The organism is Enterobacter chuandaensis (assembly GCF_039718975.1).
Taxonomy (GTDB): Bacteria; Pseudomonadota; Gammaproteobacteria; order Enterobacterales; family Enterobacteriaceae; genus Enterobacter; species Enterobacter chuandaensis.
Map to the genome: position 1 here is coordinate 2,042,274 of NZ_CP097173.1, position 22,301 is coordinate 2,064,574.

Here is a 22,301-nt window from a genome sequence, read left to right on the forward strand (position 1 = left end):
CGGCATCCTCAATATCGAGTCAGGTTTATGATGATGGCAACGAAAAATATAAAAATGCAGCCCGCGCGTCTGGCAATGTGTATTGCCTTCGCGCTGGCGAATGCAATACCCGTGGTTAACGCCCGTGATTCCTTTAACGCCGATCTGGTGGAGCTGGATAATCCGGGAATGGGTAAAGCCGATTTATCTGCGTTTGAATCAGGTTCGCAGGCACCAGGGAAATACCATGTTGACATCATCCTTGACGACCAGCTTATTGAGACCAGCGATATTGATTTTGTTGCCGGGAAAGACGGGCAGGAAAACGATAGCCTGCAGCCCTGTCTGAGCATGGATCAGCTAAAAAAATGGGGCGTCAAAACGGCGCTGTTTCCTAACCTGGCGGTTGAAAGCACATCCTGCGTCAACCTGCAGGCAATTCCTCATGCCACTGCGGATTTTCAGTTTGGCGCACAGCGGCTTGTTATCAGCATTCCTCAGGCCGCGATCGACCTGCCTGCCAGAGGGTATGTCCCGCCAGAACAGTGGGATGAGGGGATCACCGCCGCGATGCTTAATTACAGCCTGAGCGGAGCCAACAGCTGGGCGAAACAGAGTGAGAGTAAAAACAGCAGCAGCCAGTATGCCAACTTACGTCCAGGCCTCAACGTTGGGCCATGGCGACTGCGCAATTACACCACCTGGTCGCGTGATGAGAACGGGCACGATAAATGGGATACCGTCTACACCTATGCTCAGCGGGCCATTATTCCGTTCAGGGCCGAACTCACCCTGGGTGACAGCTCCGCACCCGCCGACGTGTTCGACAGTATGCCGTTTCGCGGCGGACAGCTGGCTTCAGATGACGACATGCTCCCGGATTCGCTCAAAGGCTATGCGCCCGTCGTGCGTGGGATTGCGCGCACCAATGCTCAGGTCATTGTTCGCCAGAATGGCTATCAGATTTACCAGACCTATGTCGCGCCAGGCGCCTTTGAAATTACCGATATGTATCCCACCGGTGGCGCGGGCGATCTGGATGTCACCATTAAGGAAGCGGACGGCAGCGAGCAGCATTTCACCCTGCCTTATGCCTCATTACCGGTTTTGCAGCGCGAAGGACGCCTGAAGTATGCGGTGACCGGAGGGCAGTATCGTTCTTACAGCAGCAGCGTGGATAAGACCCCGTTTGGCCAAATCACGGGGATTTATGGTCTGCCGTATGGCCTCACGCTGTATGGCGGGCTGCAGGAGTCGAGTAAATATCAGTCCATCGCCACCGGGATCGGGAAAAATATGGGCGATTTCGGCGCGATTTCTGCGGATATGACCCAGGCCTGGTCAACCCCGCAGGGGGGAGAAAAATCCAACGGGCAGTCCTGGCGTGCGCGATACAGCAAGAACTTTGCCGGGACAGGGACCCAATTTTCGATTGCGGGCTACCGCTATTCGACCAGCGGTTACTACGGCATGCAGGAGGTCCTCGATTCCTGGGGCGACAGCTCTGCGCTCCAGGACCGTCGTCGTAACCGTGCCGAACTCACGATGAGCCAGACGTTGGGCAGCAATCTTGGCTCGCTGACGCTAAGCGCGGCCCGTGAAGATTACTGGAATTCGGGCAAAACGATGGCGTCATACAGCCTGGGTTACAACAACTACTGGCACAACATCAGCTACGGACTCACCTGGACTTACAGTAAAAACGGCAGCGCGGGTTCATATGACGGCAATAAACGCTACGACAAAGATCAGCTGCTGGCCTTTAACGTCAGCATTCCGCTTGAAAAATTCCTGCCGCAGACCTGGGCTAACTATAGCGTGAGCGCCAGCAAGAATAACGGCACCACGCAGAATATTGGTCTGAACGGCGTGGCGCTGGAAAACCATGCACTGAACTGGAACGTTCAGCAAGGGTACGGGTCGGACGGCGTGGGCTACACGGGCAACATGAACGGGGATTACAGGGGCACGTACGGCGAAGTGACGGCGGGCTACAGCTACGACAAAAACAGCGAGCGTCTTAACTATGGTCTGCAGGGGGGCATTCTTGCTCACAGGGAAGGGATCACGCTGTCTCAGCCCCTGGGGGAGACCAACGTTCTGATTAGCGCGCCGGGCGCGCACGATGTGGATATCCGTAATCAGCCGGGAGTAAAAACAGATTTCCGGGGATACACGGTGGTCAGTAACCTTTCTGTGTACCGTAAAAATGACATCACGCTTGCCCCGGAAAGTATGCCGGATGACGTTGAGCTGGATATTAATACCCGCACGGTAACACCGACGCGCGGTGCAATCGTCCTGGCCGACTATCAGGCGAAAGTGGGACGGCGGGCATTAATTACGTTAATGCATAACGGCCATTTTGTTCCCTTTGGCGCAATCGCGAGCCTGAAAGGAAGCGACAACAGCAGCTTTATTGTTGGCGACAGAGGTCAGGTATACGTCACCGGCCTGGATACACAGGGGACAGTATTCGTCACGTGGGGAGCGGAAAGCGATCGGCAGTGCCGCGCGCCGTTCCGTCTTTCAACGCAATCTCCGGCAGGCGGAATTACAGAAATTAACGTCAATTGTCTTTAGGGTTTTTAAAAATGCGCATACTTAACATCCTGTTCCTGCTGTGTATCACCGCGGCCTGGAATAGTGCTCATGCAGGAACCTGCACAACGATTACGCCACAGGAATCCACGTTATCCATCGGCACAATTACGGTGCAGCGTGATGTCGCGGTGGGCACAGTATTATTTTCAAAAAATGCGTCGGTCACCGGATCTTATTTAAGCGGCTGTACCAATCCGTTAATGCTCGGATTTAGCATGCGTTATCTAAATGCAACGCTGAGTACTTACGGTAATCACGTTTATAACACCAATGTAAGCGGTATTGGCGTGCGCTTTTCATCAGGTAATTATTTTGAAAACCCGACCTATACCTTTTCTTATAACGCGCAGACAAATTATGTCGAATGGTGGGGCGGCAAAATAGAACTTGTCGTTACCGGCCCCGTTGCTTCTGGCTCGCTGACGCCCGGTGTACTGGGTGTCGTTATGCTGCAGGGGAGCGATGGTGTTTATCATGATGGCCTGACGGCTACGCTGCTGGACGGAACCATCAACGTGCTGGCCTGCACCATTACGACACCGCAGTTGACGTTTCCCATCGGTGATATTTCTGCCGCAGCTTTTGGCTCAACGGTCGGCATCACGCCGACGGGTGCACAGAATACGCAAAACCTGGGTCTGAACTGCGATCCGGGGGCAAACGTCAACGTTTCGCTCAGCGGTATTCAGAACCCGGACGTGGCAACAACGAGCGTGCTCGCGCTGACGGGGCAGGGTAATACCGGCACGGCGAAAGGGGTTGGCGTGCAGTTACTCTATAACGGTACGCCTCTCACGTTAAATACCCGTCTGCCGCTAAATGCCGCTGCGGGTGGGCAGCAGGCATTTCCGTTAACGGCGCGTTATTACCAGACCCAAACGACGGTCGACCCCGGTACCGCCAATGCGTCTGCAACCTTAAATTTGACGTATCAGTAATGGATAAAACGATGAATATTCTGCGCACGGCCGCGCTCGCCGCCACATTAATCAGCAGCAATATCTTTGCGGCGGACAGCGTTAACGTCAGCGTCACCGGAAATATTGTTGCTTCTCCCTGTATCTTTAACGGGGGAAATGACCATCTTAATATTAACCTCGGTAATATTCAGGCATCTAACATGGCCACGCCGGGGTCATCGTCCGACCCTGTTCCGTTTAACCTGCTGTTTACCCAGTGTCCGGCAGGGACGCGTAGCGTGACGGTCTCCTTTACCGGAAATCCCGATCCGGTCGCCGGGGCGGATTACTACATGAACAGCGGTTCGGCCACGAACGTCGCGATTGCGATGAGTGAGGCCGCAACCGGGACCATGAAGGGGACCGGTACAAGTATTACACAAGCTATTTCAGCAGACAGAACCGCAACGATGGCCATGCTGGCTTCGGTCAGATCTTCCACGGGCGGCGCAACGCCGGGGAGCATCAGTGCCGTCGTCGTCATGACGATGCAGTACAACTAATCAGTATGTTGGTTGATATTTCTTAATGATTGACAGATGTCGGTAACGTTAATGTTGAATATTCTGATAAAAGAGACAGATTCATTTTTTCGAGATGGCTTGCAGCGTTTTCTGGGGGAGTTCTTCTTGCATAATTTCAGGCATCAGCTTCATTTTGAGGTTGAACTTACGCCGGAAAATGTCAGTGCCGCGGATATCATTTTTCTCTCTTTATGCCAGGGGGAAACGTTGACCTGTTATCCCGAGCTACAGGCACGGAAAAAAGGAATTGTGATCGGCCTGGTTGATGATGAGCAGCGTTTCTCGGCATTTCCATCCTGTTTTCAGGATATGATTTTTATCTCACGCCGGGCCTCGCTCGATCGGATCAGTGAGGCGCTCTTTATCGCATGGTATCGCACGCAATTACCGGGCTATCGCTGGAAGAATAAAAGCTGCTACGAATGTCAGCACAAAATATTATCGCCGCAGCAGGTTCGCGTTATGGTCAATTTTTACCGCGGGTTATCGGTAGGGCAGATTGCGAATAAGCTAAATACCAGTGATAAAACTATCTTTACCCATAAATATCTGCTGATGCAGAAATTCGACCTGCGCAGCGATTATGAACTCATGGCCCTGATTCACCGGATGGTAGAAAAAAATACCCATCCGAACCGGCTGCGCGATTATCTGGTCAATAATTACGGCTAAATTGCGCCCTCGATTCTGTGAATTGCAAAACATAGTGCGGGGTTATGCATCTATAGAATAGCGTAGGCGTCATGGTACTTTCTATGCTTTATAAAATGACGCCTTAGCTATGCAAATTCATAAAACTATCAGGCCGATATTCGTCGGTAAGTTTCAGTGTGTTGGGCCGGAGTGCTTAATCTCGTGCTGTCGCGGCTGGACAATCCATATTGATAAGAAAACCCACCAGAAGTATGTGCTGTCCCCGCATGCAGAGATTGCCGCCATTGCAAAGGAGAATCTGATCCTTCAACGAAAGGGCAAGAATAACTACTCCAGAGTGAAGCTAAACGAAAAAGGGGAGTGCCCTTTTATTGATGAAAACAAACTCTGCATGGTGCACCGCGATTTAGGGGAAGAGGCGCTCTCGCATACCTGCAGCACGTATCCCAGAAGCGCAAGCCGCTATCAGAATGAAACGCGGCACACCATGACGCTCTCCTGTCCGGAAGTGGTGCGACGTGTCCTGTTTGATCCGGATGCCATGCTGCTTGACGAGCAGGAGGCGCTAGTGGCTACCTACAAAACCAACCTGATTGGGCAGCGGCAGTCTGCCTCGCAGATGCAGCAGGTGATCCACCTTTTTGCCTGGCATTTAATTCAGTCGCCATCCCGCAACATTGAAGAGAATTTGATGGCGCTGGCCCAGTTTATTCTCTGCCTTCAGCACGTTAACTTTGATTTGCACAACAAATTTGATGAGGTAGAACAGTTCTACGAGGCGTTACGCGACGAGCTGCAGAGTGGAAAATCGCTGATTGATACGGGTAATCTGGCGCGTTCAAACGCGATGAAATATCTGGCGCTGTCGGTGATGGGCACGAACGTGGCGAAGGATTCGGCACGGGACGGCTTTATTCTCCGGGGGCATCAGCAGATTGCCTCTTATCTGGATGTCTCTGGCCTGAACGACGCGTCTGAGCTGGACGCAAAATTCGACGGCATTAATCAGCAATGGCAGAAACTGTGCGAGTCGTCCTGCCTGTCAGAACCTCACGTGTTACGCAATTACCTGTTGTATAAGCTCTACAGCAGCTATTTCCCCGGTAAAAACACGGAAACTATCCTGCGTCAGTTTTATCGTATCGTGCTGGACTTTTTCTATGTCAAATTCATCCTCAGCGTACAATCGATGCAGGGTGATATTGATCGGCAGGTGGTGATGAAAACCATCGCCAGCCTGTCAGAAAAGACCATGCACAATCAGACTATTGACGCGCGCATAGACTTTGCGATTGAAAAAATCAACGGTGGTGATGATTTATCGTGTCTGCTGTTGATAGGATAAGCGGATAAAAGCCAGAGGCTCACCGGGTGAGCCTCTTTTCCTCAGACATTCACGGCATTAATCAATCGCGTTTTCATCGTCTGATAAGACGACGCCGCGATATCCTCCGCCCAGCGCTGGTCCTCAATCGCTTCCAGCTGCACCGCGCAATACTTCGTTTCCGGCGTTTTGGAGGTGGGGTCGAGATTATCCTGCGTCAGCTCATTGCAGGCGCCAATCCACCACTGGTAGGTCATATAGACCGCGCCGGCATTGATGCGCTCGCTGATGCTGGCGCGGGTGATAACCTTACCCCGGCGCGAACGCACCCAGACCAGCTGACCGTCGGTAATGCCCAACTTATCCGCATCGACAGGATTCATCTGCACCCGGCCAGGCTCATCGGCCAGGCTTTGTAGCGCGGCGCAGTTCCCGGTCATCGAGCGGCATGAATAATGCCCCACCTCGCGCACCGTGCAGAGCACCAGAGGATAATCCTCATCAGGGATTTCTGCCGGCGCACGCCACGGCGCGGCAAAGAGTTGTCCCTTGCAGGTTGGCGTGTCGAACTGATTGTTTTTGTACAGGTACGGCGTGCCGGGATGATCGAGCGTCGGGCACGGCCACTGAACATGCCCCATCTCGCCCATTTTTTTGTACGTCACGCCGTAGAAGAGCGGGCAAAGCTCGCGCATCTCGTCCCAGATCTGCTGGTTATCGTCATACTGCATCGGGTAGCCCATCTCGGTGGCGAGCAGGCTGACGATCTCCCAGTCGCGCTTAACGTTGCCGCTGGCCTCAATGGCTTTACCAAAACGCTGGAACCCGCGATCGGCGCAGGTAAAAACGCCGCCGTGTTCGCCCCATGAGGTGGCGGGGAGAAGCACGTCCGCCACTTCCGCTGTTTTGGTCATAAAGATGTCCTGAACAACCACGAAGTCGAGGGCGTCAAACCCGCTGCGGACCAGACTGAGATCGGCTTCCGTCTGGAGCGGGTCTTCCCCCATGATGTAGTAGGCCTTGATCTTGCCCTCCAGCGCAAGGTGAGGCACCTCGGTAATGCGCGTCCCGACGCGATTGTCCATCTTAGTCACGTCAATCCCCCAGGCGTCGGCGAACTTCTGTCTGACCGCCGGGTCCGTGACGTCCTGATAGCCGGGGAACATATTGGGCAGAACGCCCATATCGCAGGCGCCCTGAACATTATTTTGCCCGCGCACCGGCCCGACGCCGACGGCAGGGCGGCCAAGGTTACCCGTCAGCAGCGCCAGGCTTGAAAGTCCCTTGACCACATCGACAGCCTGGCCAAACTGCGTGACGCCCATTCCCCACATCACGGTAGCGGAAGGGGCCGCCGCAAAGGTGCGCATCGCCTGACGAACGTCGCGGGCGGCAATGCCGGTGAGGTGTTCTACGCGTTCTGGGGCATACTCTTTCACCGTCTGGCGATAGGCCTCAAGTCCTTCGGTAAACCGTGCGACGTAGTTCTTGTCGTACAGCTCCTCTTCCAGCAGCACATAGCCAAAGGCGTTTACCAGCGCCATGTTGCTACCGTTTTTCAGTTGCAGATGCTGATCGGCAATGCGCGCCGTTTCAATGCGGCGCGGGTCGCAGACGATAATTTTCGCGCCGTTTTCACGGGCCTTAAGCACGCGCCGGGCGACGATAGGGTGGGAATCCGCGCAGTTATAGCCAAAGACCAGCAGACATTTAGAGTGTTCAATATCGTTGATGGAATTGCTCATTGCGCCGTTGCCGAGGGTCTCCTGTAACCCGGCGACGGAAGGGCCGTGACAGACGCGCGCGCAGCAATCAACGTTGTTGGTATTCAGCACCGCGCGGGCAAATTTTTGCATCACGTAGTTGGTTTCATTCCCGGTTCCGCGCGATGACCCGGTGGTCATGATCGCGCGCGGGCCGAACTGCGCTTTAATGCTGCTGAGCTTTTGGGCGGTGTAGCAGATAGCCTCTTCCCAGGTTACAGGGGTAAAGGGCTCTCCCTTGCGGTAGCGGATCATCGGTTGGGTCAGGCGAGGAGTGAGCAGGCGGGTATCGTTAAGAAAGTCCCAGCCGTAAAAACCTTTCAGACACAGGGTGCCCTGGTTTGTGACGCCCTCCGCCGCTTCGGCCCGGAGGATACGGTTATTCTCAACGACAAGGTTTAATTTGCAGCCTGCACCACAGTATGGGCAGACGCTGGCGATTTTTTTCATCAATAACAGACCTGTTAAGAAATGAAGCAAAATGACTGGTAAGCCCAGTCCCGTAACAGGGAGTAAGCAGAAACCGTGCCATTTTTAACGCGCTTTATTTACAGGGTGTTATAGGAAGAGAGGGTGTCATCGTCATACCCATCGTCAGTTTTGACGATGACACATTACCCGTTGCTGAAGGGGGGGAGATTAAAGATCGTCCATGGTGTAACCGACGACGATTTCCAGCGTTTTGCGGATCACATCCGCCTGTACCACGTCGTGGGTCGCTTCCAGGGTCTGAATCAACCACAGGATGATGGCTTTATTGGACAGATGGCCTTCGGAAGCCAGAACACAGCGTACTGCAGTAGAAAAAACAGCGGACTCTTCAGCAAAACGATCGCCTGCGTGGCGGAAATATTCCGACAGCGCGCTTTCTAAAAAAGCAGAATGGTATTCGGGTTGAAGCTGAATATTTTGTCTCATTTGTTCTCACCGTAGCTGTTGAATTGCAGTCAATGTATTTTTTTGGGATCGGACGGTTTTCCATTTCCAAATAACGGCACTACATTGTCTCTGTTGTCATTGAGAGATCCCTCTCTGTTCGTTCGTCCTTGCGCGGTTCTGCGACGTTTTAACGCGAAGCTGTTTGAGCCGATGTCGGCAATCGCCTTCGCCAGTGTCTCCCGCCGCCGGGGATCCTTTTCGCGTGCTTTCATATCCCGCAGACGCTGAACCAGGGCCTCCGTCGTGACGGGGCCATGCGCTTTCAAAAGAGAAAGTACAGCTTCGCCAATCAGACGATCGGTCATTTTGTCCGCGTTACTACGATTCATAACGTTATCGTTCGAAGAGTAAACCAAGCAGCATGTGGTAATGCTGTTCCTCTTCAGGGCCATTGGCCCTTTCAAGGCGGCTTAAGAGTTTAGTGCAGAGCGATTTGCGGTTAAGGTTTCGCCCGTCGCTAAGGATCTCAACCACCACCTGACCCAGCGTTTCCTGTTGGGTAGGAAGCGCGGCTTTTTCGAAGTACTGTGCGATCGCTGCTGCGGAATCTGTGACGTAACCTTTCTGCTGCATGTTTCGCTCCTGTAAAATTTTGTAATCAGTAACGTTACATTTAAGGTATACATAATTTCCAAATCTGTACATCAAAAATGTACAGATTTTTAATTTTATTGTGATATATTTTATAAAGTTCTTTCTTTTCATGTTGTTGCGGGCTTATTGTGCGTCGACAATGCTACAGGATATATTGTACAAAATGATATGGTGTTGCTAAGTTGTACAGCACATTAAAAAGGTTCATTAAGTGCCGTAAATGGTTGAGATGTAAATTATTTGTCAGGCAATTAATGTGCTATAAATGATCCTTACCCACCTCTTTTGTGGCCAAAACCCTAACCCCAGGAATCGCATGCTCACAACCATCATTTACCGCAGTCATATCTGCGAGGACGTTCCGGTGAAAGCGCTGGAAACCATGGTCGCTGCTGCAAATCATAAAAACCGGCAATCCAATGTCACGGGGATCTTGCTGTTTAACGGCACACATTTTTTCCAGTTGCTGGAAGGACCGGTGGAGCACGTTTCGGCTATCTATGAGCAGATCTGTAACGACCCGCGCCACCATAACGTTGTTGAGCTGATGCGCGATCACGGGCCTGTCCGGCGCTTTGGCAACCTCGGCATGGAGCTGTTTGATTTGCGCCAGTTTGACAGGGAAGAGGTGCTGCAGCAGGTGCTCAACAGGGGCACAACGCGTTATCAGCTGACCTATAACGACCGTCCGCTGCAGTTTTTCCGCACCTTTGTCGAGGCCACCGAGAAGGCCAACTATTTTGAACTGCCTCCCGCGGACTCGTGGGATTTTGTTACTGAAGAAACGGATCTATCGGCACAGCCTGAGGTCGTTGCGAAAGGGGCGGATTGCAGTTTTGCGTTTCAACCGATCGTCGATCCGTTTATGCAGCAGGTCGTCTCCTGGGAGGCGCTTCTCCGCACCCCGTCCGGCGATCCGCCGGGAGCCTATTTTGCCAACCGCCCGCGTGAAGAAGTTTATGCATCTGATTTGCAAAGCAAGCGGGTGGCGCTCTCTATGGCCTGCACGCTGGGGTTACAGGACCAGACATTATCTTTGAACCTGCTGCCCATGACGCTGGTTAACGTCCCTAACGCGGTAGATTTTCTGCTTACCGCCATCGACGCTAATGGGTTTGTACCCGAACAAATCGTTGTGGAGTTCACCGAGAGTGAAGCCATTTCACGTTTCGATGAGTTCACGGATTCAGTCAGGCAGCTAAAAAGTGCCGGTATCAGCGTGACGATCGATCACTTTGGCGCCGGATTTGCCGGGCTTCAGCTGCTGGCCCAGTTCCAGCCTGACCGAATTAAGATTAATCGCGATCTGGTGGCGAACGTGCATAAAAGCGGTCCCCGACAAGCCATTATTCAGGCGATTATCAAATGCTGCTCCTCGCTGGAAATTCAGATCTGCGCGGTCGGTGTTGAGAGGGCGGAAGAGTGGATGTGGCTGGAATCTGCGGGAATTTCCCAGTTCCAGGGACATCTTTTCGCCAGCCCCCGGCATGGCGGCATTCCGGCGATAGCGTGGCCAGAGAAAAAGTTCGAATAATAATAAAGCTGTACATAAACCGGCACTCTTAACTGTACGAACGGCAAATTTTATACAACAATGTATTAACAGATGGATGGGGGAGTCTCCCATCCACCCGTGCAAAATATGGTCTTAGTTATACAAATGGTTTGTACAATCTGATAAGGTTGGTGCAGTTAGGTATGGAAGTTCTGAGCGTGAGGGAGTTAATGGCCTATTACAGTATCGGCGAAGTGGCCGAACGATGCGGTATCAACCCCGTTACGCTGCGTGCCTGGCAGCGCCGTTATGGATTGTTGAAGCCGCAGCGCAGCGAAGGGGGTCATCGTCAGTTCGACGATGAAGATATCCTGCGTATCGAAGAGATCAAACGCCTGATGAAGAGCGGCGTGTCGGTCGGAAAAGTGAAAGCCTTGCTGGAAAACAAGGAAGTGATGACTCAGGGTAACTGGTCTACTTTCCAGGAAGAGATGATGACCGTTCTGCGCTATGCCAGCCCGGCTAAACTGCGTGCCAAAATAGGCGAATTCCGCCGGGATCACCCGATGGATGCGCTGATCGATAACATTATTTCCCCCGTCCGCCAGCGAATGAATCAGGATCAAAACACCGTGCGCCACATGGCAAGTATGCTGGACGGCGTCCTGATTGAATTCGCGATTGCAAACCTGGCGGAGTCGCGCAAGAAAGCGGGCAAAGATGCGCTGCTTATTGGCTGGGAATGCGACGACCGCACCCATCTGTGGCTTGAAGCCGCGCGCCTGGCACAGAAAGGCTGGCACATTGACGTACTGGCGGAGCCAATTGATTCGCCACGTCCCGAACTGTTCCCCGGGCAGAAAATCTTCGTCTGGACCGGAAAATCGCCGACACCGCGCCAGCAGGAACAGCTCGATCACTGGCGTGAACAGGGTTTCACCGTTACATTCCATCACTGATTATCAGAGGCCTTGCGGGCCTTTTTTGTTTTTTGTCACTTCCTGAACAAAAGCTATTTTAAAAATAGGCATTTCCGATGCATATTTTACTTTTCCTCTCTCCACTGCCTGCCTGATGGAATAAGCCATTATTTTTCAAAGCATTGAACAATTATATCCATCCCGCCCGCATCTTGTGACAGGGTCTATGCTTAATAAAAGTAGACAAAAAGGGCGGTTTAGCCGAATGCCCCTGCTGTCAGAGGGTTGAAGTGATAATCGTTATCACTAACATGGTGTTATGCCCTGATGGCTAATCAGATGAGGTGGACCTATGGAACTGCATTCAGAAACCTTCAATCCTGCCGATTTTGCCTGGCGCGGATTAACGCTCACGCCTGCGGCGGCGGCGCATATCCACGAGCTGGTGGCAAAAAATCCCGACATTCTCGGCGTGCGCTTAGGCGTTAAGCAGACCGGCTGCGCGGGCTTTGGCTACGTACTGGATACCGTCACCGCACCGGAAAAAGATGACCTGGTGTTTGAAACTGACGGCGCAAAGCTGTACGTCGCGCTGCAGGCCATGCCGTTTATCGACGGAACCGAAGTGGATTACGTGCGGGAAGGTTTAAACCAGTTATTCAAATTTCATAACCCGAAAGCCCAGAACGAATGCGGCTGCGGCGAAAGCTTTGGGGTATAGGCGGTACTATGTCTCGTAATACTGAAGCAACGAGTGATGTAAACACCTGGAGCGGCGGACACCTCAACTATAAAGAGGGGTTCTTCACGCAGCTGCAAACCGACGAGCTGGCGAAAGGCATTAATGAAGATGTGGTGCGCGCCATCTCGGCCAAACGTAACGAGCCGGAGTGGATGCTCGAATTTCGCCTGAGCGCGTTCCGCGCCTGGCTGGAGATGGAAGAGCCGCACTGGCTGAAAGCCCACTACGACAAGCTGAACTATCAGGATTACAGCTACTACTCCGCGCCGTCCTGCGGCAGCTGTGACGATACCTGCGCCTCGCAGCCCGGCGCGGTACAGCAGACCGGTGCCGAGAACAGCTTTCTGAGCAAAGAGGTAGAAGAGGCGTTTAACCAGCTGGGCGTGCCCGTGCGCGAAGGGAAAGAGGTGGCGGTGGACGCCATTTTTGACTCCGTCTCGGTGGCAACGACGTACCGTGAGAAACTGGCCGAACAGGGGATTATTTTCTGCTCCTTCGGCGAAGCGATTCACGATCACCCGGAGCTGGTAAAAAAATACATCGGCACCGTGGTACCGAGCAACGATAACTTCTTCGCCGCGCTGAATGCCGCAGTAGCCTCTGACGGCACCTTTATCTACGTGCCGAAAGGCGTGCGCTGCCCGATGGAGCTCTCAACCTATTTCCGCATCAATGCCGAAAAAACCGGCCAGTTTGAACGTACCATTCTGGTGGCGGACGAAGGCAGCTACGTCAGCTACATCGAAGGATGCTCCGCCCCGGTGCGCGACAGCTACCAACTGCACGCGGCGGTGGTCGAGGTCATCATCCACAAAGACGCCGAGGTGAAATACTCCACGGTGCAGAACTGGTTCCCAGGCGACGGCAACACCGGCGGTATCCTGAACTTCGTCACCAAGCGCGCGCTGTGCGAAGGTGAAAACAGCAAGATGTCCTGGACGCAGTCGGAAACCGGCTCCGCCATTACCTGGAAGTACCCGAGCTGCATTCTGCGCGGGGATAACTCCATCGGCGAGTTTTACTCGGTGGCGCTCACCAGCGGGCATCAGCAGGCCGATACCGGCACCAAGATGATCCATATCGGGAAAAACACCAAATCGACGATTATCTCGAAGGGGATCTCAGCCGGGCACAGCCAGAACAGCTACCGCGGGCTGGTGAAAATCATGCCGACGGCCACCAACGCGCGTAACTTTACCCAGTGTGACTCGATGCTGATCGGCGCCGACTGCGGGGCGCACACCTTCCCGTACGTGGAGTGCCGCAACAACAGCGCCCAGCTTGAACATGAGGCGACAACCTCGCGTATCGGGGAAGATCAGCTCTTCTACTGCCTGCAGCGCGGGATCAGTGAAGAAGATGCCATCTCGATGATTGTCAACGGCTTCTGTAAGGACGTGTTCTCTGAACTGCCGCTGGAATTTGCCGTTGAAGCCCAAAAACTCCTCGCCATTAGTCTTGAACACAGCGTCGGTTAAGGAAAGCACATGTTAAGTATTAAAGATTTACAGGTTAGCGTGGAAGAGAAAGCGATCCTGCGCGGTCTCAATTTTGACGTCAAGCCGGGTGAAGTCCACGCCATCATGGGGCCGAACGGTTCCGGGAAAAGTACGCTTTCGGCGACGCTGGCAGGGCGCGAAGATTACGAAGTAACCCACGGTTCGGTCGAGTTTAACGGTAAAGATCTGCTGGAAATGTCGCCGGAGGACCGCGCGGGCGAGGGCATCTTTATGGCCTTCCAGTATCCGGTGGAAATTCCCGGCGTCAGCAACCAGTTCTTCCTGCAGACGGCGCTGAATGCGGTGCGCAAGTATCGCGGCCAGGAAGCGCTGGACCGCTTTGACTTCCAGGACCTGATGGAAGATAAGATCAAGCTGCTGAAAATGCCGGAAGACCTGCTGACCCGCTCGGTTAACGTTGGCTTCTCCGGCGGCGAGAAAAAGCGTAACGACATCCTGCAGATGGCGGTGCTGGAGCCCGAGCTGTGCATTCTGGATGAGACGGACTCCGGTCTGGATATCGACGCCCTGAAGATTGTCGCTGATGGGGTGAACGCCCTGCGCGACGGCAAACGTTCGTTCATTATCGTCACTCACTACCAGCGCATTCTTGACTACATCAAGCCGGACTACGTCCACGTGCTTTACCAGGGACGCATTGTGAAATCCGGTGATTTCACGCTGGTTAAACAACTGGAGGAGCAGGGTTATGGCTGGCTTACCGAACAGCAGTAATGCACTCCAGCAGTGGCACCGGCTGTTTGAAGCGCAGGGTAATACGCGCTCCGGGCAGGCGCAGCAGCACCTGCAGCAAATGCTGCGTCTCGGCCTGCCGGCGCGTAAACATGAGAACTGGAAATACACTCCGCTGGACGGGCTGCTGAACGGCGAGTTCGTGATGCGGCTGGCGGACATCAGCCCGGCCCGGCGTGATGCCCTGGCGCTGACGGTGGACGCGGTGCGTCTGGTCTTTGTCGACGGCGTCTACCGTCCTGAACTGAGCGACGATACCCAGGATAGCGGGTTCGGGATCGTGATTAATGACGATCGCCAGACCCTGAGCGCCCCGGTTCAGCCTGAAGTGTTCCTGCACCTGACCGAGAGCCTGGCCCGCAGCGTGACGCATATTCAGGTTAAGCGTAACCAGCGCCCGGCAAAACCGCTGCTGCTGATGCATATCACCCAGGGCGTAGAGGGCGATGAAATCAATACTGCCCACTATCGCCATCATCTTGAGCTGGCTGAAGGGGCCGAGGCCACGGTGATTGAGCATTACGTCAGCCTCAACGAGACCCGCCACTTTACCGGCTCCCGTCTGACGATGAACGTCGCCGCGAATGCGCAGCTTCACCACATTAAGCTGGCGTTTGAGAACCCGCTGAGCCACCACTTTGCGCATAACGATATCCTGCTGGGCCAGGATGCCGCGGCGTACAGCCACAGCTTCCTGCTCGGCGGCGCGGTGCTGCGCCACAACACCAGCACGCAGCTTAACGGTGAAAATACCACGCTGCGCATCAACAGCCTGGCGATGCCGGTTAAAGCAGAGGTGTGCGACACCCGCACCTGGCTTGAGCACAACAAAGGCTACTGCAACAGCCGCCAGCTGCACAAAACCATCGTCAGCGATAGAGGCCGCGCGGTGTTTAACGGCCTGATTAACGTGGCCCAGCACGCCATTAAAACCGACGGCCAGATGACCAACAACAATCTGCTGCTGGGGCGCCTTGCGGAGGTGGACACCAAACCGCAGCTGGAGATCTACGCCGACGACGTGAAATGCAGCCACGGAGCGACGGTCGGGCGGATCGACGACGAACAGATGTTCTATTTGCGCTCGCGCGGTATTGACCGGCATGCGGCGCAGAAAATGATTATCTATGCCTTTGCGGCGGAGCTGACGGAAGCGCTGCGCGATGGCGTACTGAAGCAGCAGGTGCTGGCCCGCATTGGTCAGCGTCTGCCCGGAGGCGAAGCATGAGTTTTCCCGTAGAGAAGGTACGGGCAGATTTCCCGGTTCTGACCCGTGAAGTGAACGGCCTGCCGCTGGCGTATCTCGACAGCGCGGCCAGTGCGCAGAAGCCGAATCAGGTGGTGGATGCGGAAGCGGAGTTCTACCGCCACGGCTACGCCGCCGTGCATCGAGGTATTCATACCCTGAGCGCTGAGGCGACCCAGCGCATGGAGAACGTGCGCACGCAAATTGCGGCCTTCCTTAACGCGCAATCGCCGGAAGAGCTGGTGTTTGTGCGCGGCACCACCGAGGGGATTAACCTTGTTGCCAACAGCTGGGGCAACGCTCAGGTTCACGCGGGCGATAACATCATCATCACCCAGATGGAGCACCACGCCAATATTGTTCCGTGGCAGATGCTCTGCGAGCGTGTCGGCGCGCAGCTGCGGGTGATTCCGCTGAACGAAGACGGCACGCTGCAGCTTGCGCAGCTTGACGCCCTGCTGGACGATAAAACCCGGCTGGTGGCCGTCACCCAGGTTTCTAACGTGCTGGGTACCGAAAATCCGGTCGCAGAGATTATCGCAAAAGCCCATCAGGCCGGTGCAAAGGTGCTGATTGACGGCGCGCAGGCGGTGATGCACCACGCGGTTGACGTGCAGGCGTTGGACTGCGATTTCTACGTGTTCTCCGGGCACAAGCTCTATGGTCCAACCGGCATCGGCGTGCTCTACGTTAAAGAGGACATCCTGCAGGCGATGCCGCCGTGGGAAGGGGGCGGATCGATGATCGCCACCGTCAGCCTGACCGAAGGAACCACCTACGCTCGCGCCCCGTGGCGCTTTGAGGCGGGAACGCCCAACACCGGCGGGATTATCGGTCTGGGCGCGGCGGTCTCTTACGTCTCCGCAATCGGCCTGGACGCCATTCAGGAGTACGAACGGCAGCTTATGCACTACGCGTTGCAGGAGCTTGCCAGCGTGCCGGATCTTACCCTGTACGGGCCTGCCGACAGGTTAGGCGTAATTGCGTTTAACCTGGGGAAACATCACGCCTATGATGTAGGGAGTTTCCTCGATAACTACGGCGTGGCCGTCCGTACCGGGCACCACTGCGCCATGCCGCTGATGGCGTTTTACCAGGTGCCGGCAATGTGTCGCGCCTCACTGGTGATGTACAACACAACGGAAGAGGTCGACAGGCTGGTGGCGGGGCTGAAACGCATTCACCAGCTGCTGGGCTAACGGAGAGGCAAAAAAATGGCAGAACTGCCGGACAAAGATAAACTGCTGCGCAACTTCGGGCGTTGCGCAAGCTGGGAAGAGAAGTACCTTTACATCATCGAGCTGGGGCAGCGTCTGCCGCCGCTCGGTGAAGAGGCGCATAACCCGGATAATATTATTCAGGGCTGTCAGAGCCAGGTGTGGATTGTGATGGAGCAAAAGGGCGACGGTACGATTGAATTGCACGGCGACAGCGATGCCGCGATTGTGAAAGGGCTTATCGCCGTGGTCTTTATTCTCTACCACCAGATGTCCGCGCAGGATATTGTCGCGTTTGATGTCCGCCCGTGGTTTGAAAAAATGGCCCTCACCCAACACCTCACCCCGTCCCGCTCCCAGGGGCTGGAAGCGATGATTCGCGCCATTCGCGCCAAAGCTGCAATCCTTAGCTAGACTTACAGAACAGCATTCATTCTGTTTCGCGAGGTGGTTCCCGCCTCGCTGGTTTTTCAGCTTTCTGGCATCACTGCCAGTGAATAAGGAATCTCAGCATGAAGCGCGCGCCTCTAATAACGCTATTACTCCTCAGTTCGCTCGGTACGTTTAATTCGGCCCGCGCGATGGATTACCCGTTGCCGCCCGCAGGCAGTCGCCTGATTGGGCAAAATCAAACCTATACGATACAGGAAGGGGATAATAAGCTTCAGACCATTGCCCGTCGATTTAATACCGCCGCGCAGGTGATCCTTGAAACGAACAACACCATTGCGCCGGTAAACCCCGCGCCGGGTACCGTCATCACCATCCCGTCGCAGATGCTGCTGCCGGACACGCCGCGCGAGGGGATTGTCGTGAACCTGGCCGAGCTTCGGCTCTACTACTTCCCGCCGGGAGAAAATAGTGTCCAGGTATTCCCGCTTGGCATCGGACAGCTGGGGCTGGAAACGCCGGTGAGCACCACCCGCGTTAGCCAAAAAATCCCTAATCCAACCTGGACGCCAACGGCGGGCATCAGAGCGCGTTCGCTGGCCCAGGGAATTAAATTGCCGCCCGTCGTTCCGGCTGGGCCAAATAACCCACTGGGGCGCTATGCGCTGCGTCTGGGAATAGGTAATGGGGAATATCTTATTCACGGCACCAGCGCGCCGGACAGCGTGGGCCTGCGCGTCAGTTCCGGCTGTATGCGAATGAACGCCCCGGATATTAAAGCCCTGTTTGAGCAGGTGCGTGTTGGCACGCGGGTACAAATTATCAATGAGCCGGTGAAATTCTCCGTTGAGCCGGACGGCAAGCGTTATATTGAGGTCCACCGTCCGCTGGCCCAGGTGGAAGGGGAGAACCCGCAGATTTCGCCCATTACCCACTCCGCAGATTTTGCGACCTTTGTTTCTCAGGCGGGAAGCGATAAGGCGCTGATTGATAAAGCCCTGTCACGCCGTGCCGGGATCCCGGTTATCGTATCAGCAGGTAGCGGCCCGTCAGCCAGCAATAGCGTATTGTCGGTGCAGAACAGCCGGGTATCTGCTGCGGTAGCAGAAGAGGAAGGGGAGAAGCTGACGCAGTAGCGGTTTGACTCAGGCAAAAAAAAATGGCGCACAATGTGCGCCATTTTATTAACAGGTACTATTACTTACGGTATTTAGTAGCCTGGTTGTCCAGACGCTGGTTAGCGCGAGCTGCGTCGTCTTTAGCAGCCTGAACGTCGGAACGCATTGCGTTCACGTCGTTGCTCAGCTGGTCAACTTTAGCGTTCAGAGTCTGAACGTCAGAAGACAGCTGATCGATTTTAGCGTTGCTGGAGCAACCAGCCAGCAGAGTAGAACCCAGGATTACCGCGCCCAGTACCAGTTTAGTACGATTCATTATTAATACCCTCTAGATTGAGTTAATCTCCATGTAGCGTTACAAGTATTACACAAACTTTTTTGGGTTGAGAATATTTTTTTGATGGGAATACGCCTATTTTTGATCGTTCGCTCAAAGAAGCATCGAATCAGTGCATTTTGCGTAAAAAGCTATGTAAAAAAAGGCATTTTTCATCGGATTCATCTTAGATAAATCGCAATTAAATAGAAAAACCCGATTTGCTTTTTGAATGAATTTGGCTAATGACGGTTATAAAAAAAGCGCCCATTGGGCGCTTTTTATCAGAATTAATTCGTTCGTGAATTATTACAGCACGTGAACGGATGCAGTATTGGTGGTTCCGCTTGGTACCAGCGCACCGGAAACCATAACCACAACGTCGCCTTTCTGTGCCAGACCACGATCGACCAGCTCCAGCGCCACTTCTTTACCCAGACGGTAGAAATCATCGGTAGACGCGATCTCTTTTACCAGGTGTGGGATCACGCCTTTGCTCAGCACCAGCTGACGAGCCGTGGTTTCGTTGGTGGTCAGCGCCAGGATGGTGGCGTCCGGGAAGTATTTACGTACGGCGCGCGCAGATTTACCGCCCTGAGTTGCAACCACGATCAGTGGCGCTTCCAGTTTCTCTGCGGTTTCTACTGCGCCACGGCAAACAGCTTCAGTGATGCGCAGTTTACGGCTGTCGTTGTTGTAATCCAGACGGCTTTTCATCACGCGGTCGGTACGTTCGCAAATGGTTGCCATGATAGAAACGGCTTCCAGCGGATATTTACCTTTCGCGGATTCGCCGGACAGCATGACTGCATCGGTACCGTCGAGGATGGCGTTCGCCACGTCGCCTGCTTCTGCGCGGGTAGGGCGTGGGTTTTTGATCATGGAGTCCAGCATCTGCGTTGCGGTGATAACCACTTTACGCGCGCGAACGCATTTCTCGATCATCATCTTCTGCGCGAAGATCACTTCTTCAACCGGGATTTCAACGCCCAGGTCGCCACGTGCAACCATGATGCCGTCAGACGCTTCGAGGATTTCGTCGAAGTTGTTCAGGCCTTCCTGGTTTTCAATTTTGGAGATGATCTGGATCTTCTCGCCGCCGTGGGCTTTCAGGTGCTCACGGATTTCAACCACGTCTGAACGCTTACGGATGAAGGATGCCGCAACGAAATCAACGCCTTGTTCGCAACCGAAGATCAGGTCCTGCTTGTCTTTCTCAGCCAGTGCAGGCAGCGCGATGGAAACGCCCGGCAGGTTAACGCCTTTGTTTTCGCCCAGGTCGCCGTTGTTCAGCACTTTACAGATAACTTTGTTACCTTCGATAGCGGTGACTTCCATACCGATCAGACCATCGTCGACCAGCACGGTGTTACCCACGGACAGATCGCTGGTGAAACCTTCATAGGTGACCGCAACGATTTCGTTGTTGCCCACAACAGATTTGTCGGTGGTGAAGGTGAAGGTCTGGCCCGCTTTCAGGGAGACGTCGTTACCGCCTTCCAGTTTGATGGTACGGATTTCCGGACCTTTGGTGTCGAGCAGGATAGCGGCTTTTTTACCGGTCTTGCTCATCACGTTGCGCAAGTTCTGGATACGCTGACCGTGTTCTGCGTAGTCACCGTGGGAGAAGTTCAGACGCATCACGTTCATGCCGGCGTCCAGCATTTTGCTCAGCATCTCTTCGGATTCGGTTTTCGGGCCGATAGTACAAACAATTTTCGTCTTTTTCATGACAGTCTTAGTCTTTAAGTTGGGAAGGATATGGAAATCTCGCTCCGGGGGCGCACCGCCGCGGAGTCAAACCTGTGTTGCAAAAGAGTATATGACACGCACTAAGGATAGGAGACATCAAATGAGCGTGCAGAAGAAAGTGTGCCTGAGTGACAGCCCAACGAAGGAGAGGAGAAGTTGTACGTTGTTTTTTGTATTCCAAGCGCTGAAACCATTCACCAGGGATTTGGCGCGCATTATACGCTGATTTTAAGATAAAAGGAAAATGGAAACAGCGTTTCAGAATTAATCAATGTTGTTTCACATAATATTGTTATCAAGGCGTTAAGCCATGATGACAACATATGGCGGCAGGTGATTGACCTGCCGCGTTTTGCTTATTTTTGCAGCGCCTGGCTGAGGTCGGCAATCAGGTCTCTCGGATCTTCAATGCCTACTGACAGGCGGATGAGCTGCGGCACAATACCGTTTGCCAGCCGTTGCTCAAGCGGGATGGAGGCGTGCGTCATGCTGTATGGCTGGCTCACCAGACTTTCCACGCCGCCAAGGCTTTCCGCAAGAGTGAAAAGCTTCAGGTTGCGAATCACCTCGTTAGCGCGTTGCGCATCGCCTTTCACCACGACGGAAATCATCCCACCGGGCAGCGCCATCTGCGTGCGGGCAAGTTGATATTGCGGGTGTGATTCCAGCCCGGGATAGAAAACCTTTTCGACCAGGGGATGCTGCTCCAGCCATTGCGCAATCGCCAGCGCGTTGCTGCTGTGCTTTTCTATCCTCAAAGCAAGCGTGCGAATGCCGCGCAGGGTCAGGAAGCTGCTGAACGGATCCAGGACGCCGCCCACCGCGTTTTGCAGATAGCCCAGCTTATCCGCCAGTGCCTTGTTATCCCCGACAACCGCCAGCCCGGCCACCACGTCAGAGTGCCCGTTAAGATATTTGGTGGCGGAGTGCACCACGATATCATAACCCGCTTCCAGCGGGCGGTGGATCACCGGCGACGCGAAGGTGTTATCCGCCACGCTGATGACGTTATGACGACGGGCGATCGCCGCAATGGCCGCCAGATCCGCCAGCAACAGCCGCGGGTTGGTTGGCGTTTCGACCCACACCATACGCGTATCCGGGCGAATGGCGGCCTCAAGCCCGGCCAGGTCGTCCGGTTTAACCCAGCTGACCTGCAGGCCGGTACTGCGCTTGCGCACGTTTTCAATCAGGCGGTACGTCCCACCGTATACGTCATCAATGGCGACAATATGGCTGTCTTTATCCAGCAGTTCGAGCACGGTGGAGATGGCCGCCAGACCGGAGGCGAACGCGTAGCCCCGCGTGCCGCCTTCCAGTTCGGCAATCGCGGTTTCCAGCGCGTGGCGGGTCGGGTTGCCGCTGCGGGAATACTCATAGCCGGTATGTTCGCCGGGTGACGGTTGCGCAAACGTCGAGGTGGCGTAAATCGGCGGCATGACGGCGCCGTGCGGGTCGTTAAACGCGCCGCTGTGGACGCTGAGGGTTGCCAGGTTTTTCATCATCTATTCCT

General features: G+C 54.3%; 22 protein-coding genes. 14 read left to right on the forward strand and 8 right to left on the reverse strand.

The window, feature by feature from the left end; translation table 11 throughout:
• Positions 1-33 precede the first annotated feature (33 nt).
• The 5 genes from MX657_RS09970 to fliB all read left to right on the forward strand — a co-directional run bounded on the left by MX657_RS09970 (position 34) and on the right by fliB (position 6,065).
• Positions 34-2,562 carry a fimbria/pilus outer membrane usher protein gene (locus tag MX657_RS09970; RefSeq protein WP_346808543.1) on the forward strand — a complete coding sequence of 843 codons (2,529 nt, stop codon included), beginning with the start codon at positions 34-36 and terminating at the stop codon, positions 2,560-2,562.
• Between the two features lie 11 nt (positions 2,563-2,573).
• Positions 2,574-3,521 carry a fimbrial protein gene (locus tag MX657_RS09975; RefSeq protein WP_346808307.1) on the forward strand — a complete coding sequence of 316 codons (948 nt, stop codon included), beginning with the start codon at positions 2,574-2,576 and terminating at the stop codon, positions 3,519-3,521.
• 11 nt (positions 3,522-3,532) lie between these two features.
• Positions 3,533-4,045, forward strand: a complete 513-nt coding sequence (locus tag MX657_RS09980; RefSeq protein ID WP_346808309.1) for a fimbrial protein — start codon at positions 3,533-3,535, stop codon at positions 4,043-4,045.
• Positions 4,046-4,096: 51 nt separating this feature from the next.
• On the forward strand, positions 4,097-4,738 hold the full coding sequence (locus MX657_RS09985; protein WP_080328149.1) for a LuxR C-terminal-related transcriptional regulator: 642 nt from the start codon (positions 4,097-4,099) through the stop codon (positions 4,736-4,738).
• A 109-nt stretch (positions 4,739-4,847) separates the two neighbouring features.
• Positions 4,848-6,065, forward strand: coding sequence for a flagellin lysine-N-methylase (gene fliB / locus MX657_RS09990; RefSeq protein WP_346808311.1), 1,218 nt, complete (start codon positions 4,848-4,850; stop codon positions 6,063-6,065).
• Between the two features lie 41 nt (positions 6,066-6,106).
• On the opposite strand, the gene fdhF is transcribed toward fliB, so the two are convergent.
• From fdhF to ycgZ, 4 genes are all read right to left on the reverse strand, one after another.
• A complete protein-coding gene (gene fdhF, locus MX657_RS09995; protein WP_346808312.1) occupies positions 6,107-8,257 on the reverse strand; it encodes a formate dehydrogenase subunit alpha in 2,151 nt (716 codons plus the stop codon).
• A 189-nt stretch (positions 8,258-8,446) separates the two neighbouring features.
• Positions 8,447-8,725: a biofilm/acid-resistance regulator YmgB/AriR gene (locus tag MX657_RS10000; protein WP_014883526.1), complete on the reverse strand. Its 279-nt coding sequence runs from the start codon at positions 8,723-8,725 to the stop codon at positions 8,447-8,449.
• Positions 8,726-8,754: 29 nt separating this feature from the next.
• Positions 8,755-9,075 (reverse strand): hypothetical protein, encoded by a 321-nt coding sequence (locus tag MX657_RS10005; RefSeq protein ID WP_346808313.1) that lies wholly within the window; start codon positions 9,073-9,075, stop codon positions 8,755-8,757.
• A gap of 4 nt (positions 9,076-9,079) precedes the next feature.
• Positions 9,080-9,319 (reverse strand): regulatory protein YcgZ, encoded by a 240-nt coding sequence (ycgZ, locus tag MX657_RS10010; protein ID WP_119914759.1) that lies wholly within the window; start codon positions 9,317-9,319, stop codon positions 9,080-9,082.
• Between the two features lie 337 nt (positions 9,320-9,656).
• Between ycgZ and MX657_RS10015 the strand changes: the two genes are divergently transcribed.
• The 9 genes from MX657_RS10015 to ldtE all read left to right on the forward strand — a co-directional run bounded on the left by MX657_RS10015 (position 9,657) and on the right by ldtE (position 18,738).
• Positions 9,657-10,874 (forward strand): diguanylate phosphodiesterase, encoded by a 1,218-nt coding sequence (locus tag MX657_RS10015; protein WP_219367065.1) that lies wholly within the window; start codon positions 9,657-9,659, stop codon positions 10,872-10,874.
• Between the two features lie 191 nt (positions 10,875-11,065).
• Positions 11,066-11,794 (forward strand): MerR family transcriptional regulator, encoded by a 729-nt coding sequence (locus MX657_RS10020; RefSeq protein ID WP_080327357.1) that lies wholly within the window; start codon positions 11,066-11,068, stop codon positions 11,792-11,794.
• A 313-nt stretch (positions 11,795-12,107) separates the two neighbouring features.
• Positions 12,108-12,476 (forward strand): Fe-S cluster assembly scaffold SufA, encoded by a 369-nt coding sequence (sufA, locus tag MX657_RS10025; protein WP_041910386.1) that lies wholly within the window; start codon positions 12,108-12,110, stop codon positions 12,474-12,476.
• Positions 12,477-12,484: 8 nt separating this feature from the next.
• On the forward strand, positions 12,485-13,975 hold the full coding sequence (gene sufB, locus MX657_RS10030; RefSeq protein ID WP_080327356.1) for a Fe-S cluster assembly protein SufB: 1,491 nt from the start codon (positions 12,485-12,487) through the stop codon (positions 13,973-13,975).
• A gap of 9 nt (positions 13,976-13,984) precedes the next feature.
• Entirely contained in the window at positions 13,985-14,731 is a 747-nt protein-coding gene (gene sufC / locus MX657_RS10035; protein ID WP_346808316.1) for a Fe-S cluster assembly ATPase SufC, read from the forward strand.
• Entirely contained in the window at positions 14,706-15,977 is a 1,272-nt protein-coding gene (gene sufD, locus MX657_RS10040; RefSeq protein WP_346808318.1) for a Fe-S cluster assembly protein SufD, read from the forward strand. Before sufC ends, sufD begins: the two co-directional genes overlap by 26 nt.
• Positions 15,974-17,194 carry a cysteine desulfurase SufS gene (gene sufS / locus MX657_RS10045; RefSeq protein WP_080327353.1) on the forward strand — a complete coding sequence of 407 codons (1,221 nt, stop codon included), beginning with the start codon at positions 15,974-15,976 and terminating at the stop codon, positions 17,192-17,194. Before sufD ends, sufS begins: the two co-directional genes overlap by 4 nt.
• A gap of 15 nt (positions 17,195-17,209) precedes the next feature.
• Complete coding sequence (gene sufE, locus MX657_RS10050) at positions 17,210-17,626, forward strand: cysteine desulfuration protein SufE (RefSeq protein ID WP_346808320.1); 417 nt, start codon at positions 17,210-17,212, stop codon at positions 17,624-17,626.
• A gap of 98 nt (positions 17,627-17,724) precedes the next feature.
• Positions 17,725-18,738: a L,D-transpeptidase LdtE gene (ldtE, locus tag MX657_RS10055; RefSeq protein ID WP_080327351.1), complete on the forward strand. Its 1,014-nt coding sequence runs from the start codon at positions 17,725-17,727 to the stop codon at positions 18,736-18,738.
• Between the two features lie 61 nt (positions 18,739-18,799).
• Here the strand turns inward: ldtE and lpp are convergent, their stop codons facing one another.
• From lpp to MX657_RS10070, 4 genes are all read right to left on the reverse strand, one after another.
• Positions 18,800-19,036 carry a murein lipoprotein Lpp gene (gene lpp / locus MX657_RS10060; protein ID WP_001082307.1) on the reverse strand — a complete coding sequence of 79 codons (237 nt, stop codon included), beginning with the start codon at positions 19,034-19,036 and terminating at the stop codon, positions 18,800-18,802.
• 309 nt (positions 19,037-19,345) lie between these two features.
• Complete coding sequence (pykF, locus tag MX657_RS10065) at positions 19,346-20,767, reverse strand: pyruvate kinase PykF (RefSeq protein ID WP_080327350.1); 1,422 nt, start codon at positions 20,765-20,767, stop codon at positions 19,346-19,348.
• Positions 20,768-20,774: 7 nt separating this feature from the next.
• Entirely contained in the window at positions 20,775-20,969 is a 195-nt protein-coding gene (locus tag MX657_RS23685; RefSeq protein ID WP_418721936.1) for a hypothetical protein, read from the reverse strand.
• A gap of 175 nt (positions 20,970-21,144) precedes the next feature.
• Entirely contained in the window at positions 21,145-22,290 is a 1,146-nt protein-coding gene (locus MX657_RS10070) for a trans-sulfuration enzyme family protein (RefSeq protein WP_346808544.1), read from the reverse strand.
• Positions 22,291-22,301: the final 11 nt, after the last annotated feature.

What these genes read in the sequence shown, in the direction of transcription:
- fliB (WP_346808311.1), top strand. Translation starts at nt 4,848, where the DNA reads ATGCAAATTCATAAAACTATCAGGCCGATATTCGTCGGTAAGTTTCAG.
- sufE (WP_346808320.1), top strand. Translation starts at nt 17,210, where the DNA reads ATGGCAGAACTGCCGGACAAAGATAAACTGCTGCGCAACTTCGGGCGT.
- sufC (WP_346808316.1), top strand. Translation starts at nt 13,985, where the DNA reads ATGTTAAGTATTAAAGATTTACAGGTTAGCGTGGAAGAGAAAGCGATC.
- MX657_RS10070 (WP_346808544.1), bottom strand. Translation starts at nt 22,290, where the DNA reads ATGAAAAACCTGGCAACCCTCAGCGTCCACAGCGGCGCGTTTAACGAC.
- MX657_RS09980 (WP_346808309.1), top strand. Translation starts at nt 3,533, where the DNA reads ATGAATATTCTGCGCACGGCCGCGCTCGCCGCCACATTAATCAGCAGC.
- pykF (WP_080327350.1), bottom strand. Translation starts at nt 20,767, where the DNA reads ATGAAAAAGACGAAAATTGTTTGTACTATCGGCCCGAAAACCGAATCC.
- MX657_RS09975 (WP_346808307.1), top strand. Translation starts at nt 2,574, where the DNA reads ATGCGCATACTTAACATCCTGTTCCTGCTGTGTATCACCGCGGCCTGG.
- ycgZ (WP_119914759.1), bottom strand. Translation starts at nt 9,319, where the DNA reads ATGCAGCAGAAAGGTTACGTCACAGATTCCGCAGCAGCGATCGCACAG.
- MX657_RS10000 (WP_014883526.1), bottom strand. Translation starts at nt 8,725, where the DNA reads ATGAGACAAAATATTCAGCTTCAACCCGAATACCATTCTGCTTTTTTA.
- MX657_RS09970 (WP_346808543.1), top strand. Translation starts at nt 34, where the DNA reads ATGGCAACGAAAAATATAAAAATGCAGCCCGCGCGTCTGGCAATGTGT.
- MX657_RS09985 (WP_080328149.1), top strand. Translation starts at nt 4,097, where the DNA reads ATGTTGAATATTCTGATAAAAGAGACAGATTCATTTTTTCGAGATGGC.
- ldtE (WP_080327351.1), top strand. Translation starts at nt 17,725, where the DNA reads ATGAAGCGCGCGCCTCTAATAACGCTATTACTCCTCAGTTCGCTCGGT.
- sufB (WP_080327356.1), top strand. Translation starts at nt 12,485, where the DNA reads ATGTCTCGTAATACTGAAGCAACGAGTGATGTAAACACCTGGAGCGGC.
- sufD (WP_346808318.1), top strand. Translation starts at nt 14,706, where the DNA reads ATGGCTGGCTTACCGAACAGCAGTAATGCACTCCAGCAGTGGCACCGG.
- MX657_RS10015 (WP_219367065.1), top strand. Translation starts at nt 9,657, where the DNA reads ATGCTCACAACCATCATTTACCGCAGTCATATCTGCGAGGACGTTCCG.
- MX657_RS10020 (WP_080327357.1), top strand. Translation starts at nt 11,066, where the DNA reads ATGGCCTATTACAGTATCGGCGAAGTGGCCGAACGATGCGGTATCAAC.
- sufS (WP_080327353.1), top strand. Translation starts at nt 15,974, where the DNA reads ATGAGTTTTCCCGTAGAGAAGGTACGGGCAGATTTCCCGGTTCTGACC.
- fdhF (WP_346808312.1), bottom strand. Translation starts at nt 8,257, where the DNA reads ATGAAAAAAATCGCCAGCGTCTGCCCATACTGTGGTGCAGGCTGCAAA.
- lpp (WP_001082307.1), bottom strand. Translation starts at nt 19,036, where the DNA reads ATGAATCGTACTAAACTGGTACTGGGCGCGGTAATCCTGGGTTCTACT.
- sufA (WP_041910386.1), top strand. Translation starts at nt 12,108, where the DNA reads ATGGAACTGCATTCAGAAACCTTCAATCCTGCCGATTTTGCCTGGCGC.
- MX657_RS10005 (WP_346808313.1), bottom strand. Translation starts at nt 9,075, where the DNA reads ATGAATCGTAGTAACGCGGACAAAATGACCGATCGTCTGATTGGCGAA.